This window comes from Pseudomonas sp. ADAK13, assembly GCF_012935715.1.
In the GTDB taxonomy this organism is placed as follows: Bacteria; Pseudomonadota; Gammaproteobacteria; order Pseudomonadales; family Pseudomonadaceae; genus Aquipseudomonas.
The window spans coordinates 5252678-5278221 of the sequence record NZ_CP052860.1 but is presented as its reverse complement, the minus strand read 5'-3'; the positions used below and the strand labels follow the sequence as shown (position 1 = coordinate 5278221).

At 60.2% G+C, this 25544-nt stretch carries 24 protein-coding genes and 1 pseudogene; 9 read left to right on the top strand and 16 right to left on the bottom strand.

Annotated features, from left to right (window positions below; translation table 11 throughout):
• Positions 1–8: 8 nt before the first annotated feature.
• The 3 genes from HKK54_RS24415 to HKK54_RS24405 form a co-directional block, all read right to left on the bottom strand.
• Positions 9–1289 carry a M20 family metallo-hydrolase gene (locus HKK54_RS24415; RefSeq protein WP_169388108.1) on the bottom strand — a complete coding sequence of 427 codons (1281 nt, stop codon included), beginning with the start codon at positions 1287–1289 and terminating at the stop codon, positions 9–11.
• Positions 1267–2025, bottom strand: a complete 759-nt coding sequence (locus HKK54_RS24410; RefSeq protein ID WP_010173104.1) for a DeoR/GlpR family DNA-binding transcription regulator — start codon at positions 2023–2025, stop codon at positions 1267–1269. Before HKK54_RS24410 ends, HKK54_RS24415 begins: the two co-directional genes overlap by 23 nt.
• A gap of 212 nt (positions 2026–2237) precedes the next feature.
• Positions 2238–3668 carry an amidase gene (locus tag HKK54_RS24405; RefSeq protein ID WP_169388107.1) on the bottom strand — a complete coding sequence of 477 codons (1431 nt, stop codon included), beginning with the start codon at positions 3666–3668 and terminating at the stop codon, positions 2238–2240.
• Positions 3669–4006: 338 nt separating this feature from the next.
• Between HKK54_RS24405 and HKK54_RS24400 the strand changes: the two are divergent.
• The 4 genes and pseudogenes from HKK54_RS24400 to HKK54_RS24385 form a co-directional block, all read left to right on the top strand.
• Positions 4007–5938 (top strand): annotated as a pseudogene (locus tag HKK54_RS24400) (DUF6531 domain-containing protein); the annotation flags it as partial.
• 35 nt (positions 5939–5973) lie between these two features.
• Entirely contained in the window at positions 5974–6324 is a 351-nt protein-coding gene (locus HKK54_RS34065; protein WP_169388106.1) for a hypothetical protein, read from the top strand.
• Positions 6325–6328: 4 nt separating this feature from the next.
• Entirely contained in the window at positions 6329–6481 is a 153-nt protein-coding gene (locus tag HKK54_RS34060) for an HNH/endonuclease VII fold putative polymorphic toxin (protein ID WP_169389342.1), read from the top strand.
• Entirely contained in the window at positions 6478–6903 is a 426-nt protein-coding gene (locus tag HKK54_RS24385) for an Imm50 family immunity protein (protein ID WP_169388105.1), read from the top strand. Before HKK54_RS34060 ends, HKK54_RS24385 begins: the two co-directional genes overlap by 4 nt.
• Before the next feature lie 349 nt (positions 6904–7252).
• Here the strand turns inward: HKK54_RS24385 and HKK54_RS24380 are convergent, their stop codons facing one another.
• Positions 7253–7690, bottom strand: coding sequence for a DUF3995 domain-containing protein (locus HKK54_RS24380; RefSeq protein WP_169388104.1), 438 nt, complete (start codon positions 7688–7690; stop codon positions 7253–7255).
• A 93-nt stretch (positions 7691–7783) separates the two neighbouring features.
• On the opposite strand from HKK54_RS24380, the gene HKK54_RS24375 reads away from it, so the two are divergent.
• The gene (locus tag HKK54_RS24375) at positions 7784–8173 is read left to right on the top strand and encodes a DUF2946 domain-containing protein (RefSeq protein ID WP_010173128.1); all 390 of its coding nucleotides are present in this window, start codon (positions 7784–7786) and stop codon (positions 8171–8173) included.
• A 95-nt stretch (positions 8174–8268) separates the two neighbouring features.
• Positions 8269–10395, top strand: a complete 2127-nt coding sequence (locus tag HKK54_RS24370; protein ID WP_169388103.1) for a TonB-dependent receptor — start codon at positions 8269–8271, stop codon at positions 10393–10395.
• An 85-nt stretch (positions 10396–10480) separates the two neighbouring features.
• Here HKK54_RS24370 and HKK54_RS24365 read toward each other — a convergent pair whose 3' ends face one another.
• On the bottom strand, positions 10481–11497 hold the full coding sequence (locus tag HKK54_RS24365; protein WP_169388102.1) for an ABC transporter substrate-binding protein: 1017 nt from the start codon (positions 11495–11497) through the stop codon (positions 10481–10483).
• A 121-nt stretch (positions 11498–11618) separates the two neighbouring features.
• Positions 11619–12068, bottom strand: coding sequence for a hypothetical protein (locus HKK54_RS24360; protein ID WP_010173142.1), 450 nt, complete (start codon positions 12066–12068; stop codon positions 11619–11621).
• A 464-nt stretch (positions 12069–12532) separates the two neighbouring features.
• Here HKK54_RS24360 and HKK54_RS24355 point away from each other — a divergent pair, with 464 nt between their 5' ends.
• From HKK54_RS24355 to HKK54_RS24345, 3 genes are all read left to right on the top strand, one after another.
• Positions 12533–12736: a hypothetical protein gene (locus HKK54_RS24355; protein ID WP_081480109.1), complete on the top strand. Its 204-nt coding sequence runs from the start codon at positions 12533–12535 to the stop codon at positions 12734–12736.
• 143 nt (positions 12737–12879) lie between these two features.
• A complete protein-coding gene (locus tag HKK54_RS24350; RefSeq protein WP_010173145.1) occupies positions 12880–13110 on the top strand; it encodes a hypothetical protein in 231 nt (76 codons plus the stop codon).
• Positions 13111–13193: 83 nt separating this feature from the next.
• Complete coding sequence (locus HKK54_RS24345; RefSeq protein ID WP_010173147.1) at positions 13194–13430, top strand: DUF2789 domain-containing protein; 237 nt, start codon at positions 13194–13196, stop codon at positions 13428–13430.
• Between the two features lie 5 nt (positions 13431–13435).
• Here the strand turns inward: HKK54_RS24345 and HKK54_RS24340 are convergent, their stop codons facing one another.
• The 10 genes from HKK54_RS24340 to iolD form a co-directional block, all read right to left on the bottom strand.
• Complete coding sequence (locus tag HKK54_RS24340) at positions 13436–13639, bottom strand: hypothetical protein (protein ID WP_010173149.1); 204 nt, start codon at positions 13637–13639, stop codon at positions 13436–13438.
• A 125-nt stretch (positions 13640–13764) separates the two neighbouring features.
• Entirely contained in the window at positions 13765–14985 is a 1221-nt protein-coding gene (locus tag HKK54_RS24335) for a methyl-accepting chemotaxis protein (RefSeq protein ID WP_442962341.1), read from the bottom strand.
• Between the two features lie 547 nt (positions 14986–15532).
• Positions 15533–15937, bottom strand: a complete 405-nt coding sequence (locus HKK54_RS24330; protein WP_010173153.1) for a TraR/DksA family transcriptional regulator — start codon at positions 15935–15937, stop codon at positions 15533–15535.
• 421 nt (positions 15938–16358) lie between these two features.
• Positions 16359–17396, bottom strand: coding sequence for an ABC transporter permease (locus HKK54_RS24325; RefSeq protein ID WP_003214704.1), 1038 nt, complete (start codon positions 17394–17396; stop codon positions 16359–16361).
• Between the two features lie 60 nt (positions 17397–17456).
• Positions 17457–19016, bottom strand: coding sequence for a sugar ABC transporter ATP-binding protein (locus HKK54_RS24320; protein WP_010173155.1), 1560 nt, complete (start codon positions 19014–19016; stop codon positions 17457–17459).
• 63 nt (positions 19017–19079) lie between these two features.
• Positions 19080–20015 (bottom strand): sugar ABC transporter substrate-binding protein, encoded by a 936-nt coding sequence (locus HKK54_RS24315; protein WP_010173158.1) that lies wholly within the window; start codon positions 20013–20015, stop codon positions 19080–19082.
• A gap of 366 nt (positions 20016–20381) precedes the next feature.
• Positions 20382–21422 carry a Gfo/Idh/MocA family protein gene (locus tag HKK54_RS24310; protein ID WP_010173161.1) on the bottom strand — a complete coding sequence of 347 codons (1041 nt, stop codon included), beginning with the start codon at positions 21420–21422 and terminating at the stop codon, positions 20382–20384.
• Positions 21423–21553: 131 nt separating this feature from the next.
• Entirely contained in the window at positions 21554–22414 is an 861-nt protein-coding gene (locus HKK54_RS24305; RefSeq protein WP_169388100.1) for a sugar phosphate isomerase/epimerase family protein, read from the bottom strand.
• A 160-nt stretch (positions 22415–22574) separates the two neighbouring features.
• A complete protein-coding gene (locus HKK54_RS24300) occupies positions 22575–23585 on the bottom strand; it encodes a Gfo/Idh/MocA family protein (RefSeq protein ID WP_169388099.1) in 1011 nt (336 codons plus the stop codon).
• Positions 23586–23604: 19 nt separating this feature from the next.
• A complete protein-coding gene (gene iolD / locus HKK54_RS24295) occupies positions 23605–25536 on the bottom strand; it encodes a 3D-(3,5/4)-trihydroxycyclohexane-1,2-dione acylhydrolase (decyclizing) (RefSeq protein ID WP_169388098.1) in 1932 nt (643 codons plus the stop codon).
• Between the last annotated feature and the right edge of the window lie 8 nt (positions 25537–25544).

The following is a 25544-nucleotide window of genomic DNA, read 5'->3' as shown; positions in this document are numbered from 1 at the left end:
GGCAGACCTCAGCGGTAGGCGTTGGGGGTAGAACAGGCGCGGTGCAGCAACGCGGTCAGCATGTGCAAACCGTTGCGCATGTCCTGCTCGCTGGTGAACTCCGCTTCGTTATGAGACACGCCATTGCTGCTCGGGATGAACAGCAGGCACACCGGGTAATGCCGGCTCAGGCTGATGGCGTCGTGGCCCGAGACGGTGACGCTGTTGCCGATGGGCAAGCCCAATTGCTGGCCGACGCTGTAGGCCAACTCGGAAAAGCCATGGTGCAGGTGAGTCGGCTCACGCAGGGCGCGGCTTTCGATGGTGTAGTCCGTCGCCGTGGCAGCGGCGGTGGCCTTGAGCGTGGCGTCCAGGCGCGCGCCGGCGGCGGCCAGCAACTCGGTGTCTGGCGAACGGTACTCGACGTGCAGTGTCACGCTGGAGGGCACCACGTTCGGAGAGTTGGGGTAGATCTCCAGGCGCCCCACCGAGCTGTGCAGTTGCGTGCCGTGCAGGTCGGCCTCGGCCCGCACGGCGGTGATCGCATGGGCGGCGGCCAGCAAGGCGTCCTTGCGCGCAGCCATGGGCGTGGGGCCGGTGTGGTTCTGTTCGCCGATAAACCGAATCCTTTGTTTGAGGGCGGCCCAAGTGTCGCGGACCACGCCGATGGCCAGGCCGTCGCGCTCAAGGCCGTCGCCTTGCTCAACGTGGATTTCCACATAACCGGCCACGTCCAGTTCGACCCGGCCCTCCCCCAAGTAGCCAATCTGTTGCAGCGCATGCTTGAGGCTGATCCCGTCGCCATCGCGGCACGCCCAGGCGTCTTGCAGGGCAAGGTCGCCGGTGAATACGCTGCTGCCGATCAGGCTGGGCTGGAAGCGTGCGCCCTCCTCGTTGGTCCAGTTCACCACCGCCAGATTGCACGCCGGCACTTCGCCACGTTCACGCAGTTGGCGTGCCAGGCTGGCCACCGCGACCGCGCCGGCCAGCACACCGTAGACACCATCGAAACGCCCGGCACTGGGCTGGCTGTCCAGGTGCGAGCCGCACAGCACGTAGGGGGCGTCTGGGTTAAAGGTGATCAAACCGAACAGATTACCCACCGCATCCACCCGCACTTCAAAGCCGCGCTCGGTCAGCCAGGCGGCGAACAGGTCGCGCACGGCGCCATCCTCGGCCGAGGCTGCCAGGCGGTGCAGCCCGCCGGCCCGGGTCGCGCCGATGGCTGAAGAGTCGCGGAACAGCGCCTCGAAGGTTTCAAGGTCCTGGTCACTGGGCGCCAGCAACTCAGGGGTAAAGGATGTCGACATGGGCTTGCTCCAGGCGGGTCGCAAAATCGTCGGACGGCGCACGATTGGTGACCAGGGTCGTGATGGCGCTGAATGGCAGCGTATTGATGAACGTGCGGTGGCCGAACTTGGCGTCGTCGGCCAGGATCACGCTGCGCAGGCTGTGTTTGGTCAGTTCCCGGCGCAGCAGCGCCTCGGGCTCCTGGTAGTCCATGAACCCCAGTTCCAGGTCGACGGCGCCGATGCCCATGAAGGCAATGTCGTAATGGAACTGTCGGACGAATTCCAGGGTGTGGGCGCCAATCAGCGCGTTGTCGTTGCGGCGTACATCGCCGGGCACCACCAGCACCTGGTTGGCGCTTTGTTCGGTGATCAGGCGGGCGATGTCCAGGGAGTTGGTGATGATGCGCAACTGGCTGAACCCGATCAGTTGCTGGGCCAGGGCCAGGGTGGAGGTGCCGGTGTCGAGAAACAGCACCATACCTTCGCTGACCAGCTTCGCCGCACACACTGCAATGCGTGTCTTGGCCTGGGGCTTGATGCGGCTGCGCACTTGCAGCGGCTGTTCTTCGTTGAGCCGAGGCAATATCGCGCCACCGTGAATGCGCCGCAACTTGCCGGCTTCTTCCAGGTACTTGAAGTCGCGGCGGATGGTTTCTTCGGAGACGAACAACGCCTGCGCCAGGTCCGAGGCCTTGACGCGCTGGTGTTGGGTGAGCAGGAGCATGATTTCGTCGAGACGTGGCTGATTCAGCATAAAAGAGGTATTCCAGGGCAGGTTCAGGCGGCCGGTATTGCGCGGCCCACGGCGAGACGCGGCGCGAGCCGGTCCAGCAGGGAGCATAGAGCGTAATACGGCCATGGACAGGGTCACGGGTACCTCTCACTCATCAGGGTGTGAAAGGGCAGGACAACACAAAGCGTTTATCACGGGCGGACTTCTGGCGAGCCCACTCCGGGTGCAATCAATCAGGGCATCAGCATCGGGGGAAGGTGCTGATCCCAAGGGGCGATGGCTTCCACGGCTGCGCAGAACTGCAGCACCTGGGCGTCGGCAAACCGTGGGCCGATCACCTGCAAGCCAATCGGCAAACCGCTCGGGCTGAAGCCACAGGGCAGGCTGGCCGCGGGGTTGCCGGTGATATTGAACGGGTAGGTAAACGGCGTCCAGCGCGCCCACGGCACTGCGCCCTCCTCGCCTGGCCAGTCTTCGGGGGCCACGCGGTCGGCGGCGAACGGCAGGATCGGCATCGTCGGCATCAGCAACACGTCGTAGTCGTTAAACAAGGCGTGTACCTGATTGGCGAACAGTGCACGTTGCTGCACGGCCTTGAGGTAAGCCGCCAGATCGTAATCGGCGGAACGCTTGATCAGCGCGGCGAAGCCGGGGTCCAGTTGGTCGAGGCGATCGGCCAGGGATTTACCGTAGGCAATCCCGCGCCCGCCGACCCACAGGGTTTCGAAGGTGGAGAGCGGATCTTGCCAGTCCAGGGTCAGGGTGGTGACGGTGACCGGCAGCTCTTCCGCGAGGTAATGCACCGCCGCTTCGACGGTGGCGGCGATGACCGGGTCCACCGGCGTTTCGAACAAGGTCGGGCAGTACGCCACACGCAACGGGCCCAACGGCCGCTCGCAGCGCGCCAGGTAGGATTCGGTGGGCGCGGGCAAGGCCTGGTGGTCCAGCGGGTCGGGCCCGGAAAGGATATCGAAGAGCAACGCGCTGTCGCGCACGGTGCGGGTGATCGGGCCGGCGTGGCTGAGCATCTCAGTGGCGGACCACGGCCAGGTGGGGATTCGCCCCAGGGAGCCTTTAAGGGCGAATGCACCGCAGAAGGCGCCCGGAATACGCACCGAACCGCCGCCGTCGGAGCCCAGCGTGGCCGGGACCATCCGCGCCGCCACCGCAATGGCCGAGCCGGAGCTGGAACCGCCGCTGGTGAGTTGCGGGTTCCACGGGTTGCGCCCGTTGCCGAAGACGCGGGAGGTGCTGGCGCCGGTCCAGCCGAATTCAGTGGTGGCGGTCTTGCCGAGGATGATCGCGCCGGCGTCTTTGAGACGGCGGATGATCGGTGCGTCTTGTGTTGGGACGTTGTCCAGCCCAGTGAGCGAGCCGCGGGTGGTGCGCAGGTTGGCGGTGGAGAACAGGTCTTTGATGCCGAAGGGGATGCCGTGGAGCGGGCCTTTGATCTGCCCGGCTTCGGCGGCCACCGTCATGGCATGCGCCTGCTCAAGCGCGGACTCGGTGTAGACGTCGCCAAAGGCATTCAGTGTGGAATTGTGGGTTTTGATGGATTCGAGGCTTTGCACCACCAGTTGCACGGGGGTGAGCGTGCCTTGGCGGATGCTTTCGGCTGCGTGCAGGACGCTGGGCATATCGGTCAGTGAGGTATCAGTCTTCATTGAGCATCCTGGGACATCTGCGAAATGGTCCAGCGGGTACGTCAATAGACGCCAAGGGAATGGCGGCTGTCAAGTTGGATTTGTTGTGTATGTGGGTTTTGTGGGTTTTATTTTTGTCGGAGATTTGGCTTACGAAAACGGGCCGGCTTAGCCGGGGATTTGGCGAAACGTCCGATAAGTAGCAGTGGATAGCTCTGACTTCTTTCTTTCACAAACCGCTGCAAAGTCCCTCGCCTGATCACACAGCGCGAGGGAACGCCGATGTTTTTTCCGATTAATGCCCTGCCCGAATGGGCTGCCTCTTGAATCCCGCCATTGGCAGATTGGCCCTGGCCCCGATGAATGCGGAGACGAGGGACGTTGAGGCCGTCCTCCGCGACTTCAGGGAGTGCCTTAACACCTTTGATGATTGGGCTGAAAGCTTCTGGAGCTTTTCGGCGCTGGAAGTCGAGCAAGTGTTCAAGGTCGGGGATGAGGTGGCGCTGATCGCACCTGTTTCCTCGAAAGCCCCAAGTACCACGGTTGCAATGTGCAAATCGAACGGCGCACTCACCTTGGTGCATATGTTTGAGAGCAGGCGGTTTGTGCCGATCGGCAACACGCCGGTCATGCTCCAGGCCATCGCCGAGGACGGCAGTCCGATCGGTCCTCCTGTCCATAAAACCATCGGCCCCAGCGGCATTCTCGAAGCCACCGACTGCACCCGCGACCAGCAGTATCAGGTCAGCTTTTATCCCAATGTTTCCAAAGATCACGTCAAGGCGCTCTACGCCTCCTATCAGTCGGTAATCAGCTCGCTGGAAAGCAGCTTGCGCAGCGAATGGACGAACACGTTCGACGCGCAGTGGAACCATTATTCAAATGCCAGCCCCCTCGACCGTCGCAAGTTGATGGACGCAGCGTTTGTGCGAGGGGTTGCAAACACGCTGTACAGCCTTTGGGACGGAATTCCCAACCTGTACGACTTGCTGGCGGACATCAAACCCAATAGCGAAAAGTTGCTGCACTACATCTCCCAAGGCGAACTTGAAGAGCTGTTGAAGCTTAGCAATGAGGCCATTGCCAACGGTCTTTTGATCCTGAGTGACGAACCGCTGTTGTTCATCTATTTGTCGGCGATGTTCAGTTGGGCGCAATTGCTTCCGCCGCCGGATATGAACGAGCTGCTGGGAGAAATAACGCTCGAGGTGCTGCTCAACCTGTTGTTGCTATGGGCCACCGGCGGGATGGGTGTGGCCGTGCGCTTGGGGGCGCAGGTGCTGGGAAAGGTCAGGTCCGGCCGAGCGCGGGACTGGCTGGAGCAGATGGCCAAGTTGGGCGGCACCCTGCGGATGGATGGGCATGCCGAGGCGGTCAAGCCGATGTTGCTGGCGAGCCAGGCGGTACCGGCCAAGGCGGCGGCGGTGCCGTTGAAAGCCGGACAGCATGAAGTGCCAAATCCGATGCCGCTGGCCAGGAATAAGAGGCAGCCGACGACCGCGTTGGTCAGGCAAGACCCTGTCGACGATGTGCCCTCCTCTGCCAAGAACCCCGGCGGCGACGCGGCCGCTCCCGCAGACAAGACCGCAACCAATGGCTGCCCGGTGTCGATGGTCACCGGTGAGGAACTGCTGCCCCTCACCGACGGCTCGTTGGAGGGCGTGCTGCCCTTTGCCTGGACGCGGTTGTATCGCAGCAGTGCGGTGGAAGTGGATTGCGGGTTGGGGTTTGGCTGGAGTCATTCGCTGGCTCAGCGGTTGGTGGTTAGCGGTGAAACAGTGGTCTGGACCGATCACGAAAACCGCAGCACCACCTTTCCCCTGCCCTCTGTTACGCGGCCGGCCATCACCAATAGCCTGGCGGAAGCAGCGATTTATCTGGGCGCTTTGCCTGATGAATTGGTACTGGCTCAAACCTCCCTTTTCTATCACTTCCGCGACGGTGTGCTGACGTCGATCAGCGACGCGTATGACAACCGGCTGCGCATTTCCCGCGATTATTCCGGACGGATTCAGCGGATTGATAACGGCGTCGGCCAGGGATTGCTGCTGCGTTATGACCGCCGACATATCGTTGCCGTCGACTATCAGGTGCAGCGGGAACTGGACTGGGTTACCGAGCAGAACGTTGTTTCCTACCGGTACGACGAAGCGTGGCGGTTGATTGAAGCGACCAACGCTGTCGGCGAAAGCGAGCGTTATCGGTACGACGATCAGCAGGTGATTCTGGAACGGCAACTGGCCGGTGGGGCGAGTTTCTTCTGGGAGTGGGAACGGTCCGGTAAATCTGCAATCCGGACATTGGCCTCTATCTGACGCCTGATCCCGTGAAGCTCGCGGGTGGGCTGAACGGATACCAGTACGTGCCCAACCCTACGGGGTGGGTGGATCCGTTAGGATTGAGCGCCAATTGCCCACCCGGAGGACGAAGTAACCCGAACTGCGGTGTTCCGGTTGAACCCGACGCTCCTGAGGTCTCTCGCAAAGGAGCTTTCAGACAAGCAAAAAGAGCTGCCAAGATACCGATGCGCCAAGACCCAGACATGGTAGTGAACCCAAGGACTGGAGCTTCAAAACAATATGAAATAGTAAAAATGACAGACAAAAATGGTGAAAGTATTTTGAATGACGCGGGCAAACCGATAAAGACCAGGGTATACAAAGAGCGATGGTTCTGAAGTACTGGTTCAAGACCATTCTGCCGGGCACCGATTCGGCAGCAAAGGCGGAACAGGTGACCAAGGCGCGCATTTCAACTTACGGCCCATAGAAAAACCAAGGAACGGTAACGTACCCGGCGCGAAGGAACATTACTTTTTCAAGGAGAAAAAATGAAATATTGGAATGAATTAGATGAAAGCATATTTTTCTGTAAGCTTTTTAGTCACCCAATCGAAATTGGCCGAATTTCTCTTTTTTCATTACAATTAGAGAACGATCAGCCCTCGCTAGGGCTGGGATTTGACATACCGGAATTCCCAGACAACTTACCAGAGAAATGGCAAAACAAAGGGTTCAACACTTGCAGACTCGGGCTTACCTGCTCGAACATCAGCGATTTGAAAATCACCAACATCCCAACCAAAGAAATTTTTTCCGCAACTATCGCGGAAGAAAACGGAATTCTTATATTCCAAGCCGCCGCAAAAAAATCCTCAATCGAATTCAAAGCGCAATTCATATCTCTGATTGGTCCTTCGGTTTACATAAACGGCCCTGAGGATGGTAAATTTTTAGCTAATCCCAAACACACCTAATTTGGATTATCCAACTTACGTAACGATCGGCCATATTTCCTGAGAACAAATACTCGCCCCCCTTAACTGAAGAAAATGTGATCATAAAAAAAACCAATATATATTCAGAGAATTACGGTTTGCAGGTGAATTGACGTGAGTTCTCACTGACTGCCCAAGAAAAAGACAAATTGATTTACTTAACTCGTTATTCAAAACTGAGAATTTGGATGGGGACGATTTACCGAGCTTATTCCCCACAAACTTCTTCCTAAGCCCTTGATTTTTGAGGGTCACCTTACGTTCTATCACCAAGAGGGCTTTTAGTTTATACAGCGCAAGCCTCACTCTATTCCGGCAATCGCTCCCCTCAACTCCACGCCACCACCAACAACCCCGCCCCCAACACCAGACACAGCGGCGAGTAAAAAAACGTATCCAGCCGCGCAAACCGAGACCCACCGACCTTCTTGAAAAACCCCACCAGCTCCGAATCCCCAATCGCCCGGGCAAACATCACCAGCGCCACCGCACTGATCCCCCATTGCAAGGCATGGTTGGACACCGGCTCGAAATACAGCCCGGCCCGCAAACACACCAGCACCGCAATCGCCACCAATCCCACGCCCACCAGCAACGTGCCCAGCGCCGAGGGCTTGAACGCCGGGCGTGGCCCACTGGCGAATTCACCCGGCAGCTGCGGAATCGCCGCGGCAACCCCCAATTTGCCACCGGCCGCCCAGTACAAATGCACCAGGCTGATAAAGCCAAACACCCCGACGATCCATCGCGCGACTAAAAAGCTCATGGCTGGATATCCTTGGAAAAGTCCGAAAGAGGATAGACCTCTTGAGATTTTTTGCAGGCAATTCGTCGGCGGCTGATGGTAAAGTGCCGCCCCATGAAACTCGCCCGTACCGACCGCTCGCTCATTGCCTGGATGCTCTATTGCTGCGTCCTGTTCAATGTGTTCGCCTGCAGTATTGGCCACGGGCAAATGGTCGGGATGCAGCTCAACGGCATCGGCGGCCAGTTCTGTACGGTGGACCCGCGCACCCAGGCGCCAGCGCCTTACAAGTCCACCGATGAATCCCTGCCCACGCTCTCGAAAGCCTTCGGTTGCCCGCTGTGCTCAACCGGCGGCATGGGCCCGGCGCTCAGCTCCAGCCTCAATGTAGTCGTCCTGCCACAACCCCATGCGCCGCCGCCGGCCATCGTTGCCAGCGCCGACATTCCTGCCCGCTTCACCTGGCCTGCGGCTAATCCGCGCGCCCCACCCGCCTTCGCCTGATACCTGCGCTTTTTTGATTGGCACGTGTTGCCGTCTCCCTCGGGAGTACGGGCGGCTGCGCGTTGTTTTCAAGCCATGTTTTTCAGGATTCAACCATGAAACATCTACCTCTTTTGGCGGGCCTGTTCGGCTGCCTCCCTGTCAGCACCTGGGCGATTGAGCTGGCACCGACCACCATTGATGGCGAACAAACCGGCGAGCCCGGCCTGGCTCTGGACCAATCCAGTGGCATGGCCTCGCGCCTCGGGCTGAGCGTGCGGGAAACCCCGGCGTCCATCGCCATTGCCAATCGCAACGACATCGAACGTCGAGGCGCCAAGACGTTCCGGGACGCGGCCAATACCTTGCCCGGGGTCAACGCCAGCGCGCCGCCGGGGTTTGGCGGTTTTATTTCCTATCGGGGTTTTACCAGCAGCCAGATTACCCAGATGTTCAATGGCGTCGCCGTGTCGGGCGGCCTGGCGCGGCCGGTGGATGCGTGGATCTATGATCGGGTCGAACTGGTGGGCGGCCCCTCCTCGCTGATCAACGGCGCCGGTTCCGTCGGCGGTTCGCTGAACTACGTGACCAAACTGGCCACCCGCGAAGAACAGGCCGCCGAAGGGCAACTGACGTATGGCAGCTACGACACCGCCGGGATGGCCTTCAGCCTCAACCATGCGCTGACCGAACCGGGTGCCGAGGTGCAGCATTACGCGCGCCTGGACGTGAGCCGCAACACCAACCACACCTATATCGATCGCCAGCAGCGCGATGCCTGGAGCGTGGCATTTTCCCTGTTGAGTGATTTCACGCCGAACCTGTCCCACACCCTGGCGCTGGAATACCAGGACGAGCACGAAGACAGCCCCTATTGGGGCACGCCGGTGCTCAACCCGAAGTCGGGCGAGTTGAAGATCGACAAGCACAACCGCTTCAACAACTACAACGTGGCCGACGGCCGTTATGAGCAACGCACGATCTGGGTCCGGTCGATCATCGACTACCGGATCAACGACAGCACTACCCTGAAAAACACCCTCTATCACCTCGACAGCCAGCGCGACTATCGCAACCTGGAAACCTACCAGTACAACGCCGACAACAGCGCGGTGAATCGCTCCACGGCCTATCAGGTACGCCATCAAGGCGAGCAGAACGGCAACCAGTTCGAGCTGCGCCATGACGACACATTCTTCGGCTTGAGTACCACCTGGTCCGGTGGTTTTGAGTACAAGGTCAACAGCACCACCAACAACCCACTTAACGTGGCGGGTAAAAGTACGGTGGATCCGAACAACTACGATCCGGGGCACTTCTATGACATCCCCGGCACCAAACCCGGCTTCGATCCGGACAAGACCAACGCCGTCACCACCCAGGCATTGTTCGTCGAAAACCGCCTGGGGCTGACCGACAAACTGTCTCTGCTCACCGGCCTGCGCTATGACGCAATCGACCTTGAGGTCACCAATCACCGAGACATCACCGCCAGCAACCCGCGGCACGTCAAGCGCAGCTGGGAGCCGGTCACCGGGCGTATTGGCCTGACGTATCAGTTCATTCCGCAAGCCAATGTCTACGTGCAATACAGCACCGCCGCCGAACAGCCGAGCAGCACCACCCAGGTGTTCGACGTGTCTACCGGCAAGCAGTGGGAAGTGGGCAGCAAGTTCGACTACCTGGACGGTCGTGGCTCGGCCACCGTCGCCGCCTATAAAATTGAGCGCAAGGACTTCGCCGTGACGGACCCACAGGACCCGACCAACAGCATTCCCGTGGGCGCGCAGTCGTCCAAGGGTATCGAGTTGGCCAGTTCGTTGCGGGTTACGCCCAAATTATTGGTGGAGGGTAACTACGCCTGGGTCGATGCCGAGTACGAGGACTTCAATGAGAAAATCGCCAGCGGGGCCGTGGTGTCGCGCAAGGGCAACACGCCGACCAACGTGCCCAGGCAGGTGGGTAATCTGTGGCTGACCTATGACTTTGCCGAAGACTGGCAAGGTGGCGTGGATGCGCGGTATGTGGCGTCGGTGTATGCCGATAACGCCAACACCCTGACGGTGCCGGCGTATACCTTGTTCGGCACATTTTTGACTTACAAGGTGGATCAGCACACCTCTGTGACGGGTCGGGTACGCAACCTGACCAATGAGGTGTATGCCGAGTTTGCCCATGTGTCGCCGGCGTATTACCTCGGGTCGCCGAGGACGTTTGAGCTGGCGGTGCAGACGAAGTTCTGACACAAACCCTGTAGGAGCCCGGCTTGCCGGCGATAGCAGCCTCAAGGGCGCCATCGCCGGCAAGCCGGGCTCCTACAGGTATCTTCTATTTCAGGCTAGTCTCCACCTTCTGCGCCACATCCTCAGTCAACCATGCCTTCCAGATCTGCGGATGATCCTTGAGGAACGCCTGGGCGACTTCACGTGGCGGGCTGTGCTTCTCGCTCATCTCGGCCAGCGCCTTGTTCAACGGCTCGATAGGAAAGTCGACCTTGCCAAAGAACTCGGCGATCTGCGGATGCTCCTTCTGGAACGGCGTGGACACACCGATGCTCAGCTTGGAAGCCAGGGAACGTGTGGGTTTCGGGTCAGGATTGTCTGCATCGGTCAGCGTCTTCCAGGCCTCGGCGTCAAACGGTGGCTCTTCGAGCTGGATCAGCTTGTAGCGCCCCATCAGCGGGGTGGGTGACCAGTAATAGAACAGCACCGGCTTGCCCCGGCGGATCGACGAGGCAATCTCGGCGTCCAGCGCGGCACCCGAGCCACTGCGGAAATTCACGTAGCTGCCGTCAAGCCCATACGCCTTGAGTTTTTGCTTGTTGACCACTTCCGAGGTCCAGCCAATCGGGCTGTTGAGGAAACGGCCCTTATCCGGTGCTTCGGGGTCCTTGAACACGTCCTTGTAGCGCGCCAGGTCTTTCACGCTGCGCAGTTCCGGCGCCAGGGGCTTGATGCCTTTGGCGGGGTCGCCCTTGACCACGTATTCCGGCACCCACCAGCCTTCGGTGGCACCCTTGACGATATCCCCCAGGCCCACCACTTTGCCCTCAGCCTCGGCCTTGACCCACACCGGGCTGCGGCCGGCCCATTCTTCACCGATCACCTGGATATCGTTTTTCGCCAGGGCGGTTTCCAGGGTAATGGTGGTGCCGGGCAACGTGTCGGTGGGCAAGTCATAGCCCTTTTCGACAATCACCCGCAGCACCTCGGTGATCAGGCTGCCACTTTCCCAGTTCAGGTCCGCAAAATGAATCGGCGCCTGGGCGGCCGATACCGGCAGCGACACCACCGACAGACTCAGGGTCGTCAGTGACGCGGCCAACAGTGCTCGAATTCCTTTCATGCTTTGCACCTCATGCCTACAGCAATAGCGAACGGCTTTGCTGTAACACCGCGAAGCCTCTGAATACTTAAGTCAACTCAACTGTAGTAGAGGTTCCGGGGAACAGGGCATGTAACCGGCGTTACTCGCTGGCCTTGAAGGTCACGAGTTCACCCTTGCGCCATTTGGCGGCCTTGCCGGTGACGGCCTTCAGGGTCTTGGTCAGGCCCTCTACCAGTTGCTCATTGGCGGCGAATACCAACATTACGCTGTGGCCTTCCTTGAACACGATGCCCTGGCCTTCGGCCGAGGAAACAAAGGCGTAGTCGCCCAGGCCGTACACCGTCAACTTGATATCGCGAAACTTCAGTTCGAACTTGCCGCCTTCGCGACTGGGCAATACAGCGGCCCGGAAATGATCACCGACCTTGAGTTCCAATCGCGGCTTGTCATCCACCACCAGCGCCGTTTCGGTATCGATCTCGGCGATGTAGATACCTTCAGGTGTCTGCTCAGTGATGTAGACGAAACGGGACTGAAACTGCTTGACCAACTTTGCGCGCAAATCACCCAGCACGAACAACGCGTGCATATCCAGATTACTGACTGCCAAGGAAACGCCCCCACATCAAAAAGGTGCTGACCGCCAGGCGGGCAGCACAAAAAAACGGCCGAAACGGCACGATCACACGACAAATCCACTGAAAAACTGAAGAAGGCCCACGCTGCAAAGCCATAAGACTAGTACAGGCGTGCCCGACGTACCTTACGCAAGGTCGCCGAGCGTTGCAGGAAATCACAGGTTTAATGGCCGGAGAATACTGGCCGCCCTACTTCAGACAATAACCCTTAAAAAATGCGGTTTTCCGACATCCAACACAGAAACTAATGCCTTGGATGGAACCGGACGCCGGATGCTGACAACAATACTAAAACAGCAACACGGGTCAAAACCACCCGAAATATTGCAAGCGGGTCCGCAGGATCGATCGACAGGAGCTGATTATGCAACGACCTCAACCGATTGCCACACCCTCGAACACAGGTTCATCTTTTATGGATGACGGCCAATTCTACTCCCTATACACCCAGGGCAGTTGCCTGCATTCGGTTCTCTATCGTGTAGTACCCGCCGGAAGAAACTTCTTTCATATCCTTGAAGTGCCCAGCGGGCGGATCAAAGGTTTTCGCAGCGGCCATCGCCAGGCGTGCGAACTGGCCAAACAACTTGAAGCCATCCTGCAAGCGCCCCACGGCTGAACCTCGGCGCTGTCGTTTCGTCATCTGGTTGACTTTACTGCGCCGCCAGCGCGTAACAACTGCCATACTGGTCCGTCCATTGAGATTTGTCCCCTTGCGGTGCAGGTTTCATCAGCGCAATTACCTCCAAGGGAAGGCTATACGTGACGGAATTTGATATAGGCGAATTTTTCATCCATGGCGAAGCCAGGGAAGTAGACGGTGAATTTCAAGCCGTGATCGTGATGCGGGCCAAGGCGCCCCTGACCACCGTGACGACCCATCAGGTAGAAAAGGACCGCTGGTTCAAAACCGTAGACGCCGCCCACACAGCAGCAAAGGAAGCCGCCAAAGCGCTTAAAGCCGCCGTCGACTCAGGCGCACTGACCTCCTGATTACCCGGGGCGACAATCCGATCGAACTCTGCCCCGCTACAACCCTCCCATGCATACGATGATCAGCCTGCATGGAGAACGATATGGAAGCGCCGACTTACACCCTCGAAGACCTGTTTGAACAACTTGGACTGGAATCGTCCCCGGAGGCGATTGACGCCTTCATCGGCGAACATACCCTGGCCAATGACGTAAAGCTGATCGATGCGGACTTCTGGTCGCCGCAACAAGCCCAGTTCCTGAAAGATGAACTGCGTGAAGACGCAGTGTGGGCCATCGCGGTCGATGAACTGAACCAGCGCCTGCACCAGCCACGCTGATTCCCTCAATGCAGGCTGTCTGACTGTTCCAGACGCAACAGCGCCTCCCAGGCAGCCCTGCACTCCTCAGCTTCATCACGACTGGCGAAGGCTGTGCCACGCTGCTCGCCGTTAAGCAACACCACCCAACACGCCTTTTGCCCCAGCGCACGCAGGGTTGGCGGTACGCCACTGCCAATCATCACGGCGACATCGACTTTGTTTTGCATGGAGAGCCTCCAGGGATTTAGTTAGCTGGCTAACAATGTTCGCCATGCTACGGTTTTCCTCCAGTTGGAAAAAGCTATCCCCGGAATAGCTCCCTTGCATAACCTGCAACAATCGACCCGTCGGGTTAACGTCCCTCGGGTTTATAGCCCAGCCGCAAACCACCCCAGTGCCTGCCATTCACCGTGATCGGCACCGACAGGTCGTGCATCAACTCGCCGGTATCGCGGGTGTAGGTTTGCAGCAACACTGCCTGCTGGTGGCTGCCACAGCGGATCCCGGTGCGGTCTTCAAATTTGCGTTTGGTGCGGTTTTGTAGCGCGTCCACCTGGGCATCGCCGGTCAATGTCTGGGAAAACGCCTTGTTGTGGGTCGGCACATAACCCTGTGGCGTGCAGGCAATTGCAAACACCAGGCCCTCATGCCGGGGCAACAAGGCCTCCTGGATCGCCGGCAGCACCTGGTCGGTATAGCTGTCGAAACGGGTGTGGTACTTGCTTGGCCGGGTGTTGGGAATCGGGGTGTAACTGCGGTCGAACAGGTCGTCCAGGCTGATGCGGTTTTGCAGCACGTCGGCTTCAAACTGCGCAGCGATCCGGCTCGCGCCTTCGCGGGCGAGGTCGTAGATGCGTTGGTGGTAGTCGTCCAGGCCGACCTCGGCGAGGCGCTCGCTGATGGTTTCGGCCTGCCCTTCCATTTGCACCGCAGCGGCGGCCAGTTGTTGGGTCTGCTGGTCGCTGACGGTCAAATCGCTGCGCATCTGCTCCACCGCATGGAACAGGCTGTCGAGTTGGGCGCGGTTGGTGTCGGTGCCCTGGGCGATTTCATTGACCTGGCCCTCCACATCCGCTGCCAGGGTGGCAATGCTATCCAGTTGCTCACCGGCGTGCTCCACCTGTTCGACACCGGATTGCAAATCCGCCGACAATTGCCGGATCTGCTCCACCACCTGAGCGGTACGCTGCTGGATATCCGCCACCATCACCCCGACTTCATCCGTCGCGGTGGCGGTTCGCCCGGCCAGGCCGCGTACTTCGTCGGCGACCACCGCAAAGCCGCGACCATGCTCACCGGCCCGGGCGGCTTCAATCGCCGCGTTCAGCGCCAGCAGGTTGGTCTGGCTGGCGATCGACTGGATCACCAGGGTAACGCGCTGGATTTCTTCGCTGCGCTGGCTCAAGGCCTCGATCAACTGGCGGCTGTCGTTGGCGCGCTGGCTGAGCTGATGCATGCGGGTGATGGATTGCGCCAGCACTTCGCGCCCTTCGGTGCTGCGCTGATGGGCCTGGCTGGCGGCACCGAGGGCCTGGCGACTCAACTCGGAGGTGACCTTCTCGGTGCCAATCATCACTTCGGCACTGCTGACAATCTGCCTGGCCGCGCCCAGTTGCGATTGCAGCCTGGCCGCCAGTTGCTTGACCGAATAGGCCACGCCCGCCGCAGACAACGCGTTATGACTGGTGGTGTAGGACAGGTCGCGGGTCAGCTCGCCGATCGCATCGGTGGCTTCGGAAGGTGCACTACTGGGGGTGCGATGTTTCAGGCGGGGCAGCCAGATCAGCAACAGGGCCACCGGCACGCACAGGTAAATCGAGAGTTGGGCAAACGCCAGGCCCAGCAGCAGCAGCACCAGGGCGGTACTTTGCAGGAGCGGCGTCAACCAGCCGGGCAACTGACGCACCACCGCGGGTGGTGACGCTGCCGCGCCCATGAGAGATCCGTCTCCAGCCATGTTCGTTACCCCACTGCTTGTCGTTATTGTGACTGCATTAGACGCCACTATGTGGCCATTATCCATGGGCCTTTAGTGGGGGGCTTGCAGCAGATCAATAAACGGGGGAAACGGGCTGTTTTCTGCTGGGAACCGGGCAACCCGGCTCCAGCAGTTCACCGCATCAGGCTTGACGCTGGTGCTTGTCGATTTGCTCGTGGCGCTCTTGCGCTTCGATGCAGTACTTGGTGGTAGGGCTGATCAGCAGGCGCTTGAGGCCGATAGGCTCGCCGCTGTCGTCACACCAGCCGAAGGAATCTTCCTTGATACGGCCCAGGGCCTGCTCAAGTTGCGGCAGCATGCGCTGGTCGCGGTCAATGGCATTCACCAGCCAGGTGCGCTCTTCTTCGACAGAAGCAGCGTCAGCCGGGTCAGCCGGGGTGTCCAGGCTTTCGATGGCGATGCGGTTCTGTTCAATGCGCTCGTGGTGTTCCACTTTCATGTCTTGCAACAACTGCTCAAAAAAAGCGTGCTGCTCGGCATTCATGTAGTCATCCGCCGGCATGGCCAGCAACTTTTCCTTTGTCATTGATTTCTCTATAAAAAATACGTGCATCAAGGCGAATAAGGGAGCGTTCCGGCAGGCCTCTGCAGGTCTCGGAAAGGCGCCATCCATTTCAAGCGCCACCCGGCACTCAATTTACGAGGGGCGGCAGTCTAAGGCCGACTTGAGGGCTCAGCAACTGAAATGACAGGCATTTTTTCCAAGATAACCCGCAAAGGCACCAGGACGGGCTCGGCGAACGGTCATCGGAGTGCGTTTATAGCAAGAAATTCAGTGTTGTGGAGCTATATAGAAGACAAACGGTTAAACGTTGATGGCAAAACGCTCATGTGGGAGCCGGGCTTGCCCGCGATGCAGACGACTCGGTCTGTCAGCGAAACCAAGTTGACGCTATCGCAGGCAAGCCAGCTCCCACATGTTGATTGATGTAGCCCTGAGGACCGTGTTAGCGCTTGAGCTTGCGCTTGTTGCGATACTGGTCGATCACCACCGCCACCACGATGATCAGGCCCTTGATGATGTCCTGGATGTACGCATCCACGCCGACGAAGGTAAACCCGCTGGCCATCACCCCGAGGATCAGCGCGCCGATCACGGTGCCGGTGATACGCCCTACCCCGCCCGCCAGGCTGGTGCCGCCGATCACGGCGGCGGCAATCGCGTCCAGCTCATACGACATGCCCATGCCCGCTTGCCCGGTGGCGGCCCGTGCCGAGGCCACCACGCCCGCCAGGCCTGCCAGCAAGCCGGCGATGCTGTAGACGATGATCAGGTGGCGCTTGACGTTGATCCCCGAGGTGCGCGCCGCCTGCATGTTGCCGCCGATGGCGTAGGTGTATTTGCCGTACTTGGTATAGCGCAGGGCAATATGGAAGATCACCGCCACCACCAGGAAGATCACCACCGGCATCGCGCCATGGCCGATCGCGGTGTAGGAGTCCGAGAGCATGCTCACCGGCTGGCCTTCAGTGTAGTAACGCGCCAGGCCACGGGCCGAAACCATCATGCCGAGGGTCGCAATAAACGGCGGGATCCCGGTAACCGCAATGATGCTGCCGTTGATAGCCCCCGCCAGCAACCCCACGCCCAGGCCCATCGCCACCGGTATCCACACCGGCAGGTCCGTCAGGGAGGGAAACACCGCCCGGGAAAAGTCGGAAGTCTGCGCCAGACTGGCGGCGATCATCGCCGACAACGCCAGCACCGAGCCCGACGACAGATCGATACCCGTCGTGATGATCACTTGGGTGACGCCAATCGCCAGCAGGCCGATGATCGACACTTGCAGGATCATCAACACCAGGCGCTGGGAGTTCATCAGGAAGCTCTGGTCCCGCACGATCCAGCCGAACAGCTCGAACACCAGGCCGATGCCAATCAGCACCAGCAGGATGCTCAGCTCGGTGGGCATGCGTCGACGGTGCTTGACCGGCGCCGCAGCAGGCTTCTTTTCCTCGGGTTTGCTTTCCAGTATCGCGTTCATAACCACTCACCTTTTTTTATCGCATTGCGCCGGCCGCAACGGGCCGGCGCCGTCTGTTCGTTAGTGGACCGCCGTCATACCGGAAGCCAGTTGCATGACTTTTTCCTGGGTCGCTTCGCTGCGGTCCAGGGTGCCCATCAAGTCGCCTTCGTGCATCACCATCACCCGGTCACTCATGCCCAGCACTTCCGGCAACTCCGAAGAAATCATGATCACCGCCATGCCTTCGCTGGCCAGGTAGGAAATCAGCCGGTAGATCTCGGCCTTGGCACCGACGTCGATACCGCGGGTGGGCTCGTCGAGGATCAGCAACCGCGGGTTGGTCATCAGCCAGCGGGCCAGCAGGGCTTTTTGCTGGTTGCCGCCGGACAAGGTGTCGATGCATTGCTCCAGCGACGGGGTTTTCACCCGCAGCTTGGTGCACATGTCCTCACACAGGGCCCGCAGGGCTTTCTGCTGGATAAACCCGTTGCCGGTGTAATGCGGCAGCACGGCCATTTCCATGTTTTCGAGCACCGACAGGCAGGGGAACAGGCCACTGAGCTTGCGGTCTTCGGTCAGCAGCGCGAAGCCCTTCTCGATGGCCATGTGCGGGTCGGTGATGCGTACGGTCTTGCCGTCCAGCTGGATCTCGCCGCCGGAGCTTGGGGTAATGCCAAAAATGGTTTCGGCCACGTTGGTACGGCCAGAGCCCATCAGCCCGGCGATGCCCAGAATCTCCCCGGCGTGCAGGTCAAACGAGACGCCCTGGAATACCCCGTCCAGGCGCAGGTCACGCACCGACAGCAGCAGCTTGCCGATAGGCTTGTCGCGCACCGGGAACAACTGGCTCAGCTCACGCCCCACCATCATCGAGATCAGGCTGTCGCTGTCCATGCTGTCGGCCCGCTGCAGGCCGATATAGGCACCGTCGCGGAACACCGCCACTTCATCGGCGATGGCGAACACTTCGTTCATTTTATGGGTGATGTAGATGATGCCTTTGCCCTGGGACTTGAGGTCGGCAATGATCGAAAACAGGTGGGCCACTTCCTTGTCGGTAATGGCTGACGTCGGTTCATCCATGATCAGGATGTCGGAGTCATAGGACACCGCCTTGGCAATCTCGACCATCTGCCGCTCGGCGATGCTCAGGTTGCCGACGTGTTCTTCCGGGTCGAGGTTGATCCGCAGCCGCTCCAGCAATTGCGCGGTGCAGCGGTGCATTTCCCGGTGGTTGACCATGTGCAGGCCGTTGAGCTGCTCACGGCCGATCCAGATGTTCTCGGCGATGCTCATGTGCGGCATCAGGTTGAGTTCCTGGTGGATCATCGCGATCCCGGCCTTTTGCGCCGCCAACGGCGTTTCGAATTTGATCGGCTTGCCACGCAAGCGGATTTCACCCGCGTCGGGCTGATAGATACCGGCGATGATCTTCATCAGCGTCGACTTGCCCGCGCCGTTTTCGCCCATCAGCGCCAACACCGAGCCCGGGCGCACCCGCAGCTGCACATCGGCCAGGGCCACGACGCCGGGAAAGCCTTTGCTGATGTTGGAAATTTCCAGCAGGTAGGGCTCGCTCGGCCCGTCGGGCTGAGGGCCCGGCAGCGGGGCTTGCGAAGCAGTGGCTTGAGCAAACATATCGGGTACTCCGTCAGCAGGGCCGCCGTGGCTGCCCTGCCGGTTTATTGTTGTTATTAAGGGCTACTTGAAGTCTTTGACGTTGTCCGGGGTGATCAGCTTGAACGGGATCACCACGTTCTGCTCGACCGGCTCGTGCCTGGCCATCTTGCGTGCGGCTTCCACCGAACCCACGGCCTGGCCGTTGGCGTCCTGGAAGGCGGACGCGGCCATGTCGCCCTTGGTGATCGCGTTCAGGCCGTCCGGCGTGCCATCAACCCCGGCAATCAGCACGGTGCCCGGCTTGGTACCGGCCGATTTCAACGCCATGGACGCGCCAATCGCCATCTCGTCGTTGTTGGCCAGCACCGCGTTGAATTCGCGGCCCTGGGTCAGCCAGTCGTTGACCAGGGTCATGCCCTTGTCACGCAGCCAGATGCCGGTCTGCTCCTGCTCGATCTTGATGTCCGGGTATTTGGCCAGGACTTCCTTGACGCCCTTGGTGCGGTTGGTGGTGGAGTTGTTCGCCAGGTCACCCAGCAGGATCACGATCTTGCCCTTGCCGCCGAGCTTTTCGGCGATGTACTGCATTTGCAGACGGCCGGCCTCGACGTCGTTGGACGTCACCGCCACGATGCCCTTGGGCAAATCTGTCTGGTCGGGACGGCGGTTGACGTACACCAGCGGAATGCCTGCCGCGAGCGCCGCTTTACTGATATTGGCGGTAGACGCGGTGTCGACCGGGTTGACGATGATGGCGTCGACTTTCTGGCTGATAAAGTTCTCGACCTGGCTCAGTTGCTTGACCACGTCGGCGCGGGCGTCTTCGAACTGCAGCTGTACGCCGTCACCCTTGGGGTAGGACTTGGCTTGCTTGTCCATGTCCTCACGCAGGTAGGTCAGGAAGGTGTCGTCGAATGCCGACATGCTCACGCCTACCTTGATATCGGCGGCCGTGGCGAAACCACTGGCGAGCATCATGGACAGGGCCAGTGCGGTAAAACGGATCGGGGTCTTCATGAACGGTCTGTCTCCAATTTCTTGTTGGTTTTGTGGACGTTGCGTTTTTCAGAGCGAAGCTGTCGGCAGTCGAACGATCGGCGCCCCCGGAATGCAGCACACCAGGGAACCCTTGCTTTCGACGCACAGGACATTCAGGAGGGAGAAGTAAAACGGCCGGGCGCGGGGCAGGCCGCGTGGCGTGAGGGCAGGACGTAAAACTCGCAGTACAGCGTTGAAGATTTTCATCTGACGGTACCTGGTTGTTTTGATCTTGTTTTTGTCGAGTCGCCCGAATCGAGTCCGAACGTACTTTATGCAACCTGGAAATGACTTTATTGGAAAATAATTTCCATATCAACTTATTTTAGAATTTTATTCTATTTTTCATTTATGGCTTTCCAAAGCGGCCATTTCCACCACCTGCCGGCGTTCCGAACTGAGGCGTGCCGCGTCCAGTACACGGGTGGTTTCCAGTGCATCCCGGGCATCCACCGGCAGCGGGCCATGACCTTCCACCGCGCTTTGCAGCTGGCTATAGAACTGATTCCAGCGACCCTTTTCCGACGGAACACGCTCGCGCTCCTCGCCTTGCTCGAACCAGCCCCAGCGTCGATGCTCCTCGGCGCCCCAGTGCTCGCCTTCGGTTTTCGGCGTCTTGCCGGCCATCAGCAACGCTTCCTGACCGTCCAGCCCTTCCACGGTGTAGCAACCGGCGGTGCCATTCACCCGGAAACGCGGCGCCTGGCTGTTCTGCAAGGCACTGCCCCACAGGTGGGAAATCACCCCGTTGGCATGGGTCATGGACACGAAGAAACCGTGATCCACAGTGGGCTCCTGTTCGGTGTAGTGCAATTGCGCGAACACCCGGTCCACCGGGCCGAACAGTTGCAGGGCCTGGTCCACCAGATGGCTGCCCAGGTCCCGCAGGAATCCGCCGCCGCTGGCATTGCCCACGGAGCCCGGGTTGTAGCGTTCCACCCGGGATTCGAAACGGGTGACGGTGCCCAATGCGCCCGCGTCGATCAGCTTGCGCAGGGTCAGGAAGTCCGAGTCCCAGCGCCGGTTCTGGTAGACGCTGAGCAACACGCCCTGGCGCTCGGCGGCGGTAATCAACGCCTGGGCTTGTTCGGCATTGCTGGCAAAAGGTTTGTCACTGACCACCGCCACGCCGTGCTCGATGGCTTCCAGCACCAACGCGGGGCGGCCCTTGAGGGTGGTGGAGATCACCAGCGCATCGACGCCCGCCTCGACGATCTGGCCGATGCTATCGAAGGCTTTTACGCCGGGATGCTCTTTCGCCAACTGTTGGCGGCGTTCAGGTGAACGGGTGACCACGCCGACAAAGGTCGCCCCCGGCAGGCTGGCAATCAGCGGTGCGTGAAAAAAGCGGCCACCGTGGCCGTATCCAACCAGTCCGATTCGCATACAAATACTCCTTGGTTAAGGATGGCGAGGGAGCTTGCTCCCGCTCGGCTGCGTAGCAGTCGCAAGCTTTTGGGGGCGCTTCGCACCCCAGCGGGAGCAAGCTCCCTCGCCACAGAGCAAGCCACAACGGTCTAAGAACACAGCTCTCGGGTGACCCGCTCCAGCATCATCCGGTTGGACTCATCCGGCCGGTCTTCCCAGGCAAACACCGACACCGTGGCGATGCCGTCGAACTTGATTTCCCGCAGGGTGCCGAAAAACGCCTCCCAGTTGACCTCGCCCTGGCCGATGTCCAGGTGCTGATGCACGGTGGCCGTGACACCCGGCGGGTTGACGATGTAGCGCAGGTTGGACGACGCCCGGTGGTTGTAGGTGTCGGCGATGATCAAGTGGCTGAGCTTGGCGCCTGCGTACTTGAGCATCGAGGCGATATCGCCCTTGCCATCGTCATAGAAGAAGGTGTGGGGCGCGGCGTAGAGGTAGTTGATCCAGTCGCGGTCGAGGCCGCGAATGATGTCCACCGACTCGTTGTTGCGCTCGCAGAAGTCGTACGGGTGCGCCTGGATATCCAGCTTCACGCCTTCGCGCTCGAACTCCGGCATCAGCTCGTCCATGGAGCGCATGAACTGGTTTTCGCACACCAGCGGGTTGTCGGACTGGCCGGTGAATTCGGTGTTGACCAGCTCGCAGTCCATTTCCACGGCGATCTGGATCGCGCGCTTCCAGTTGCGTACGGCGGCAACCCGCAGGCCTTCGTCGGCGGCGGCCCAGTGGTACATGGGCAGCAGGGACGAGAGCTGCACGCCGGCGTCGCTCAGGGCCTTGCGAAACTCCTTGATGCGCGCCCGGTCGACCCGGGCGGCCTTGTAGAACGGCAGGAAGTCTTCCCGGGGCGAGAGTTCGATGTGCTGGTAGCCGAGTTCGGCGGCCTTGTCGACCATTTGGCCGAGGGGCAGGTGGCGGTACATGTAGGGGTCTAATGCGATGCGCATGTTAGAAACGCTCCCAAATCTGATGTTGGAACCCGATCAAATGTGGGAGCTGGCTTGCCTGCGATAGTGGTGTATCAGGCGACAGTCTTGTTGAATGTGCCGCCGTCATCGCAGGCAAGCCAGCTCCCACACTGATCGGGTTCCTCCAGTGGAATAGGTGTCAGCCGTAAAAACGTGGACGCTCTGGCAGCCCCACTTTCACAATCTGCCCACTGTTCTGCGCCTCGATGCACGCATCCGCCGCCACCGCCGCCGCAAAACCATCCCACGCCGACGGCCCCGCCACCTGCCCGGCCCGTACACCGTCGATAAACGCCTGCAACTCAACGTCATAAGCCGCGATGAACCGGTCTTTCCAATCCATCAGAATCGCGTTCGATAGTTTGGCCCCGCTGCGCATCTGCACCTGGGACGGTTCCGGCAATTTCGCAATGCCGGTCTCCCCCACCACTTCACACTGAATGTCATAGCCGTACTGGCAGTTCACAAACACTTCCACATCGATGCGCGTGCCCTTGGCGGTTTCCAGCAGCACGATCTGCGGGTCACGCAAGTGCGCCAACGCCTTGCTCGATTTACGCGGGAACACCACCTGCACCGACACATAGTCATCGGCCAGCAACCAGCGCAACACATCCAGCTCGTGGATCAGGGTGTCGGTGATCGCCATGTCGGTCTTGTAGTTCTCACCCACCCTCGGGTTGCGGTGGGCACAGTGCAGCATCAGCGGCTCGCCGATCTGGCCGCTGTCGATCACGGCTTTGAGGGCGCGATAGCCGTGGTCATACGGCCGCATGAAGCCCACTTGCACCAGGCGCTTGCCGTGGGCCACTTCGGCTTCGACGATCTTGCGGCAGCCTTCGGCGGTCACGGCCAACGGCTTCTCGCAGAACACCGGTTTGCCGGCTGCAATCGCCGCCAGCACGAATTCTTCGTGGCTCGGGCCCCAGGAGGTCACCAGGATCGCTTCGACTTGCGGCGAGCTGATCAGCGCATGGCCGTCCGGGTAAACCTCGGCGGTGAGTTTCAGGTCGGCGACGACCTTGGCAGCTTGCTCAAGGTTGATGTCCGTCACCGCGACTACCTGGCTGTTGAGCAAGGTCTGGCTGCAACGACGAATATGATCCTGGCCGATGGCGCCAGTACCGATAACACCCAACTTCAAAGACATGAAAACACTCCTCTTGTTATTAGTACTGCCGGGCCTTGGCCAGGCGTTCATTGAGTTGTTTGGCCACCGCATCGGTGCGCGCGCTGGTGGACACTTGCGCCACACCGACTCGCCACCACGACAGGTACTTGTGGATCATGGTCTTGGGCAGAACCTTGATATCAATCAGCGTCGACACCGTTTGCGTGCGCGCATCGGCCAGCGCCGCCTGCAGCTGCTCCACGGTGTTGACCTTGTAGGTCTTGCAGCCATAGGCCGCCGCGCTCATGGCGAAGTCCACCGGCACAAAACCGCCGTCGAGCTTGCCGGTTTCAGGGTTACGGAACCGGAACTCGGTGCCGAAGCTGTCCATGCCGTGTTCCATCTGCAGGTTGTTGATGCAGCCGAAGGTCATGTTGTCCAGCAGCACCACGTTGATTTTGCGCCGCTCCTGGATCGAGGTGGCCAGCTCCGAGTGCAGCATCATGTAGGAGCCGTCACCCACCAGCGCGTACACCTCGCGCTCAGGCTCGGCCAGCTTGACGCCCAGGGCCGCATTGACCTCATAACCCATGCACGAATAACCGTACTCGACGTGGTACGTGTTGACGCCCTTGCTGCGCCAGCTGCGCTGCAAGTCACCGGGCAGGCTGCCGGCGGCGGCGACGATGATCGCGTCGTCGGCCAGGGTTTCATTGAGCACGCCGAGCACGCGGCTTTGGGTCAGGCAGGAGCCGGTCAATTCGATGAATTCACGCAGCACCGCCGGGTCCATGTGGTCGTTGATTTCCGGCACGAAGTTTTCAGTCTGGTAGTCGGCCTGATAGATGCGGTCGACTTCGGCGTCCAACTGTACCTTGGCGTCCCGTGGTTGATCGCCCCAGCTGGAGCGGTAGTCACCCAGGGCCTCGGCCAGCGCTTCCAGGCCCACCTTGGCATCCGCCAGCAATTGCACGGCGTCCAGTTTCAGCACATCGCACGGGCTGATATTGAGGTTGAGAAACCGCACCTCGGGATGCTTGAACAGGGATTTGGATGAGGTGGTGAAGTCGGTATAACGCGTGCCGATACCAATGATCAGATCAGCCTCCGGCGCCAGCAGGTTCGCCGCCAGGCAGCCGGTTTCACCGAGGCCGCCGACGTTCAGCGGATGGCTGGACACCACCGCGCTCTTGCCCGCCTGGGTTTCCGCGAAAGGAATGTCGAAGCGTTCGGCAAAGGCTTGCAGCGCGGCATTCGCGCCGGAGTATTTGACCCCGCCGCCACATACGATCAGCGGTTTGCGCTTGCCTTTGAACGCCGCCACGGCGTCGCCCAGCATCGCTTCGGTCGCCGGGCGGCGGTCGATACGGTGCACGCGTTTTTGCAGGAAGTAATCCGGGTAATCCCACGCCTCGCCCTGCACATCCTGCGGCAAAGCCAGGGTCACCGCGCCGGTTTCGGCGGGGTCGGTGAGCACGCGCATGGCGTGGATCGCCGCCGTCATCAGTTGTTCCGGGCGATTGATACGGTCCCAGTATTTGCTCACCGCACGAAAGGCGTCGTTGGTGCTGATGCTCAAATCATGGAACTGCTCGATCTGTTGCAGCACCGGGTCCGGCTGGCGGCTGGCGTAGACATCGCCGGGCAACAGCAGCAACGGAATGCGGTTGGCGGTCGCGGTCGCCGCGGCGGTCAACATGTTCGCCGCGCCCGGCCCGACCGAAGAGGTGCAGGCGTAAATCTTGCGGCGCAGGTGCTGCTTGGCAAAACCAATCGCCGCGTGGGCCATGCCTTGTTCGTTGCGGCCCTGATGCACCACCAGGTCGCCGCTGTCCTGCTCCAGGGCCTGCCCCAGGCCCAGCACGTTACCGTGGCCGAAAATCGTGAAGATGCCCGCGACAAATTTGCTCTGCACACCGTCGACTTCGATGTACTGGTTATCCAGAAACTTCACCAGGGCCTGGGCCATGGTCAACCGGGTTGTGGTCATGGGGTGCC